This window comes from Flavobacterium sp., assembly GCF_027482425.1.
Classification (GTDB): Bacteria; Bacteroidota; Bacteroidia; order Flavobacteriales; family Flavobacteriaceae; genus Flavobacterium.
Map to the genome: position 1 here is coordinate 20,859 of NZ_JAIXWA010000065.1, position 6,395 is coordinate 27,253.

Consider the following 6,395-nt stretch of genomic DNA (forward strand, 5'->3'; position numbering starts at 1 on the left):
TTTTTAATTAAGGTTTTGGGTAGAAACCCTAATAATCTTCTATTTTCTATGTTAGGAGCGATTCAATAAAAGAAGGCTCAATAAAGGTAAAGTCTTTGAAATGGTAGTGGGCTTCTTTTAATATAGCGGGATCTCCAATACCGATGCTGGTCATGTGGGCGATGTTTGCCGCTTGAATTCCGGCTACACTATCTTCAAAAACAATTGAATTTTCATTGGTCACGCCAAGTAAGCTAGCGGCACGAACGAAAACTTCGGGATCGGGTTTGGCGTTGGTCACGTCATTCCCGTCTACAATCGCATCGAAAAAAGCCATAATATTGACTTTTTCAAGAATTGGTCGCGCATTTTTACTGGCCGACCCTAAAGCAATTAAGTGCCCTTTGCTTCGAATGAATTCCAAAACAGGAAGCACTCCAGGTAAGATTTCATCCTCATCCATATTTTCGATGTAGGACAAATAATCTTGGTTTTTTTTAATGAGCCAACGCTCCTTTTCTTCATCGGTGGCGGTCAAATTCCCAAGCCCTAAAATAATCTCAAGGGAACGGACACGACTTACTCCTTTTAGTTCTTCGTTGTGCTCAGGCGTAAATTCGATTCCGAGTTCTTGGGCTAGTTTTTGCCATGCGAGAAAATGGTATTTCGCCGTATCGACAATAACACCGTCAAGGTCAAAGATGAAGGCTTTTTTACTCATTGATGTTTATTTTACTGCTTGTCGTTACGGTTAGTGTTAAAAATCCTGCTAAAATCATAGATACACCTCCGATGATTAAAGCATAAATGGGTTCGTTATTAAAAAATGTTTTAACCAAAAACCCTAAAATCGTTCCGGCTACAATTTGAGGAATTACCACAAAAAAGTTGAAAACGCCCATATAATAGCCCATTTTTTGTGCGGGTAATGCACCTGAAAGCATTGCATAAGGTATGGAAAGAATACTAGCCCATGCGATTCCAACACCAATCATGGCAAGCAGTAATCCTACTTTGTCGGAAAGAAAATAAATGGAGATTAGACCAAATCCACCAAAAACGAGTGCAAGCATGTGGGTAAATTTGTTGCTGGTTCGTTTAGCTAATACGGGGAGTAAAAAAGCGATAGCGGCTGCTACCCCATTGTATACGGTAAACATAATAGAAACCCAATCTGCAGCATCATTGTATAATTTTGATTTCGTATCTGTGGTTCCAAACACATGACCTGTGACAGCGTTGGTGGTGTAAATCCACATAGAAAACAACGCAAACCAAGAGAAAAATTGAACCCATGCCAATTGTTTCATGGTTTTGGGCATATTGAGTAAATCGGTAATAATGGTCGTAAATCCGTTGTTGACTTGTTTTTTACGTAGTAAGGAAACTAACATAAAAAGCACACCTGTAGTCAGGATTCCAATCGATAGAATATAAAGCTCTTTGTGGCTGTCTTTGGTAGATTTGTTTAAATCATGCACAAAATACGTTAGCAATGATCCCACAATCGTTAGAATAAATCCAATGGATAATTGCCTTGACTCGCTGCACGTTTTTTCGCTAGTAGTATCACTTTGGTTTTCACTACTTTTTTCAAAGGCATGTAATTCTTCGGGACTGTATTCTTTGGAGCGAATTACTGTCCAAAGCACAGCGAGTAGAAAAACAATTCCGCCAATGTAGAAGGACCATTTTACTGAGGGAGGAATAATACCTTCAGGAGCGGTATTTGCTACATCAAACCAATTGGTGAAAATGTAGGGAAGGGCCGAACCAACTACGGCGCCCAATCCTATGAAAAAGCTCTGCATGGAGAAGCCCAAAGTGCGTTGCTCTTCCGATAAATTATCCCCCACAAAAGCCCGAAAAGGTTCCATTGAAATGTTGATGGAGGAGTCCATAATCCATAAGGTCCCAATCGCGACCCAAAGCGATGGAGAATTGGGCATAAAAATTAAGGCGATGGAGGAAAGAATTGCTCCCACCAAAAAATAGGGTCTGCGACGGCCTAAACGCGTCCAAGTTCGGTCTGAAAAATAACCCACAATGGGTTGAATAATTAAACCCGTGAGCGGTGCAGCCAACCAATAAAGACCTATTTTGTCTACTTCGGCACCTAGCGTGTCAAAAATTCGTGAGGTATTGGCATTTTGCAGAGCAAATCCAAACTGTATCCCAAGAAATCCAAAACTCATGTTCCAAATTTCCCAGAAACCTAACTTACGCTTTTCCATTATCGTGTAATGTATTGATTACTAAAACGATAAGCATAAAAAGCTTATCAAAACTTACTTAATTTTCGAAGTGCAAGTAAGCGTTTGATGTGGTAAAGATAGCAAAGTTTTGAAAATCGTAATTTCAAGCCGCTCTTTTTTAAGAAAAAAGACGAACGAAAACGTTTTTTGTTGAAAAAAATAAAAAAAATTAGCGGGTTGATTCGCGTTCCACTAATTCGGTTTCGATGACTTCCGTTTTGTACTGTTCTTCGATTTCCATTTCTTCATTTTCAAGTCGCTCGATAAGCATTTTGGCTGCTTTTTCACCCATTTTCACGCCATTTTGGCTCACGGTAGAAATGCTGGGTGTAGAATATTTGGAGATGATACCGTCGGTAAATCCAATGATGGAAATATCGTTTGGAATTTGAAGTCCTAACTTCCCAGTTATTTTGATGGCGGTTACTGCAAAAATTTCATTGACGGCAAAAATGGCCTCGGGTTGCTGTTCCCGCAGTAAGGTTTCAATTTGTGAATCAAAATTGTCGGTGTCTTCAATTTTTAAAATCAAGTTTTGGTCAATTTTCAAATCGTGGTCCATCATGGCTTTGGTGTAGCCATCGGTGCGTAATTTGCCTACACTTACGTAATCTACAGTGGTAATTAGCGCTATTTTTTTATAGCCTTTATTGATGAAAAAACACGTAGCGTTGTAGGCTGCTAGGTTGTCATCAATGATTACTTTATCACACAAAATATCGTTGGTTACCCGATCAAACATGACCACAGGCATTCCTTGATTGATGACTTCGGTGATATGGTGAAAGTCTCTTCTTTGCTGTGTTTCTTTAGAAAGCGACATGATAAAACCATCAATACTTCCGCCCGCTAACATCTCCATGTTAATGACCTCTTTATCAAACGATTCGTCCGACAAACAGACCAAAACGTTGTAGCCATTTTCGTTGGCAACATGTTCCACACCGCTAATTACAGTAGCAAAAAAATGATGGATAATCTCAGGAATAATGATACAAATTGTTTTTGTTTTTTTATTCTTAAGACTTAGTGCGATATTATTGGGTTTGTAGTTATATAATTTGGCGAAAGCTTGTACTTTCTGTCGGGTGTCTTCGCTGATTTCAGGACTGTCGCGTAACGATTTAGAAACGGTTGAAATAGATACATCCAATTCTTTAGCAATTTGCTTTAGCGTTACTTTTCTTTTCATATCAATTTTTTAAATGTTGTTTATTTGCGAATAAAGGTAGCTTAAATTTTTTAGTCTATTATTTTTATTCTTAATTTTATGGTGCATTCTGAAAGTTTTCAACACGAAAACGTTTTCGAAAGGTGTATATTTAGGGGTTATTTTTTTAAACTAAAAATTATCCTAAATTTAACGCTTCGAAGTGCAAGTACAAGCAAAAAACAAATTATTAACCTAAACAAAATGTATGAAAACAATTTATAACAAGTTGTTGTTTTTCTTGCTCCTTTTGCCGCTTTCCGTTTTGGCTCAAGCGACATTGGAAGGTAAGGTTGTGGATTCTAAATCCAACCAACCCCTTCCGGGAGTTAACGTGGTAGTCCAAGGCACGCAGTCGGGGGTTTCCACAGACCTTGATGGTAATTTTAAAATCGGTAAACTCAAAAATGGAGATGTTTTAGTCTTCTCGTTTGTTGGTTATAAAAATCAATCCATCGAATTTAAAGGTCAAAAAAATGTATCCGTTTCCTTAGAAGAAGATTCAAGCACACTTCAAGAAGTAGTGGTGCAAGTAGGTTACGGTTCTGTTAAGAAAAAGGATGCCACAGGTGCGGTATCTGTTTTAGGAGTGAAAGACTTCAACAAAGGGGCTATGGTGTCTACCGACAACCTTCTTCAAGGTCGTGTTGCGGGGGTTACTATCAATGCTGGCGGTGGAGCTCCTGGAACAAATCCTGTGATTCGTATTCGTGGGGGTTCGTCGCTTAATGCTTCTAACGACCCATTGATTGTAGTCGATAACTTTCCTATATCGAATGCTACCAATACGGGGTCTACGTCGTTTTTAGCGTCTTTAAACCCAAATGATATTGAAAGTATTTCGGTGTTGAAAGATGCTTCGGCTACCGCGATTTACGGTTCACGTGCTTCCAACGGGGTGATTTTGATCACTACTAAAAAAGGAGGTAAAAAATTAACTGTGGATTTTAATTCACAATACGGTTCAGGTTCGCTTGTACGCAAAGTTAATGTGTTCAATGGTAACGAATTCCGTAATTTAGTAGCGGCTCAGTTTCCTGGGGAAGTGGGTAAATTAGGGACTGCAAATACCGATTGGCAAGATGAAATCTACAGAAGAACGGACTTTATTGATTCCAACTTGTCTTTGCGTGGTAACTTATTTGGAAAAGTGCCTTCTCGTTTATCGATAGGGAATACGTATCAAGAAGGATTACGTTTAACGAATAAATTTAACCGTAATACCATCTCTACTACTTTAATGCCAAGTTTCTTTAATGATCATTTGAAAATTCGTGTGAATGCCAACTATACCATGGAGAACAACCGTTTTGCTGATGGGGTAGAGGGTTCAGCCATTACATTTGACCCAACGCAGCCTGTATATGATGCGGCTTCTCCTTTTGGAGGTTTCTTTGAATACCGCAATGGGAACTTGTTGACACCAAACGTGCAACGCAACCCTGTGGCGCAACTGATGATGACTTATGACACGGGTTCAAACCACCGTATCTTTGGTAATGTGGAAACCGAATATAAGTTTCATTTCTTTCCAAGCATGAAAGCGGTTGTGAATGTTGGTTTTGATGAATCCAACGGAGAGCGTACTCGACTAGTAGGGTCTAATGCAGCTTCTGGGCCTAGCAACAACAATATTCCATATGGGACTAATGAGTTTGCTGAGCGAACTATTCGTACGAAGTTATTTGATTCGTATTTATCTTACACCAAAAAAATCAATGATTTAAACATTGATGCGCAAGCGGGGTATTCGTACCAGATTTATGAATCCTCTCAATTCTTCACACGTAACGTTTTACAGCCCAACTACGCGTCGATTGGTGCTGAGAATGATATTGAGACCGATAACGTATTGATTGGTTTCTTCGCGCGTGCCGTTTTGAATTATAAGGACAAATATTTACTTACCGCTAACTTCCGACGTGATGGGTCTTCTCGTTTTGCCGAGTCTAATCGCTGGTTAAATACACCTGGTTTGGCTTTTGCTTGGAAGTTAAAAGAAGATTTCTTCCAATCCTATAGCAAACTTTCTGATTTGAAATTGCGTTTAGGTTGGGGGATCACCGGTCAGCAAAACATTGACGATGTTGAAGCAAGAAATTATTATTTACAGCAATTTGCAGTGGGTAACAATACCAATCAAATTTTCTTCGGAAACAATACAGTTCCTATTGCTATCTCTAGACCTTTCAACCCTGATTTAAAATGGGAGCAAACCACAACGTATAACGTTGGTTTGGATTACGGCTTCTTTAATAACCGTTTGAATGGTGCTATTGATGTTTTCTACAAGAAAACCGATGATTTGTTATCTCGCGTGGCTTTCGCCGATGGTTCTAACTTCACTAACGTAGGATGGGCTAACATTGGAAGCTTCACGACCAAAGGGGTTGAAGTAGCTGTTAACTATGATGTTATCAAAGGAAACAACACCAATTGGAATTTAGCTTTTAACGTGTCTACATTTGAGCGTACTATTGAAACATTATCTTCAGGTTTTGACGTTTTGTATGGGGATGCTGGAGCTGGAACAGGAAGTACGGCTTTAATTAACCGTGTTGATTATACACCTGGATCTTTCTACGTTTACAAGCAATTGTATGATGGAGCAGGACGTCCGATTGAAGGGGCTTATGCCGACTTAAATGGTGATGGTATCAGAGAAACTAGAAGCTTAGCGAACTACAGTATTAACTATGGTCCTAAGTTTGATGGTCAACCTATTTTAAACTGGGATAACCGTATCATTCCTTATTCTGCACAACCTAATAACTATGCTGGTTTATTCCCAACAGCACAGAACTCAAGCATCAACGTTGCGGTTTCAAAAGCAACTGATAATGCGAGCATTCGTTTCTCTTTAACTAGACAAGCAAACGAAGGTATTAGTATGAATTCTGGTAGTGAAAAAAATACCATGAACTTGAATACAAGTTTCAGACTATCTCCTA

General features: G+C 39.1%; 4 protein-coding genes. 1 reads left to right on the top strand and 3 read right to left on the bottom strand.

Translation table 11 applies throughout. The features are described from left to right. Positions 1-46 precede the first annotated feature (46 nt). From pgmB to Q0037_RS09580, 3 genes are all read right to left on the bottom strand, one after another. Positions 47-700 (bottom strand): beta-phosphoglucomutase, encoded by a 654-nt coding sequence (gene pgmB / locus Q0037_RS09570; protein ID WP_297517562.1) that lies wholly within the window; start codon positions 698-700, stop codon positions 47-49. Beyond that, the gene (locus tag Q0037_RS09575; RefSeq protein WP_297517564.1) at positions 693-2,213 is read right to left on the bottom strand and encodes an MFS transporter; all 1,521 of its coding nucleotides are present in this window, start codon (positions 2,211-2,213) and stop codon (positions 693-695) included. Before Q0037_RS09575 ends, pgmB begins: the two co-directional genes overlap by 8 nt. Positions 2,214-2,403: 190 nt before the next feature. Continuing rightward, entirely contained in the window at positions 2,404-3,426 is a 1,023-nt protein-coding gene (locus Q0037_RS09580; protein WP_297517566.1) for a LacI family DNA-binding transcriptional regulator, read from the bottom strand. 226 nt (positions 3,427-3,652) lie between these two features. Between Q0037_RS09580 and Q0037_RS09585 the strand changes: the two genes are divergently transcribed. Beyond that, positions 3,653-6,395 (top strand): SusC/RagA family TonB-linked outer membrane protein (locus Q0037_RS09585; RefSeq protein ID WP_297517568.1); only part of this gene is annotated, 2,743 nt, incomplete at its 3' end.

Coding starts and splice junctions, on each gene's coding strand:
- pgmB (WP_297517562.1), bottom strand. CDS start 700: ATGAGTAAAAAAGCCTTCATCTTTGACCTTGACGGTGTTATTGTCGAT.
- Q0037_RS09580 (WP_297517566.1), bottom strand. CDS start 3,426: ATGAAAAGAAAAGTAACGCTAAAGCAAATTGCTAAAGAATTGGATGTA.
- Q0037_RS09575 (WP_297517564.1), bottom strand. CDS start 2,213: ATGGAAAAGCGTAAGTTAGGTTTCTGGGAAATTTGGAACATGAGTTTT.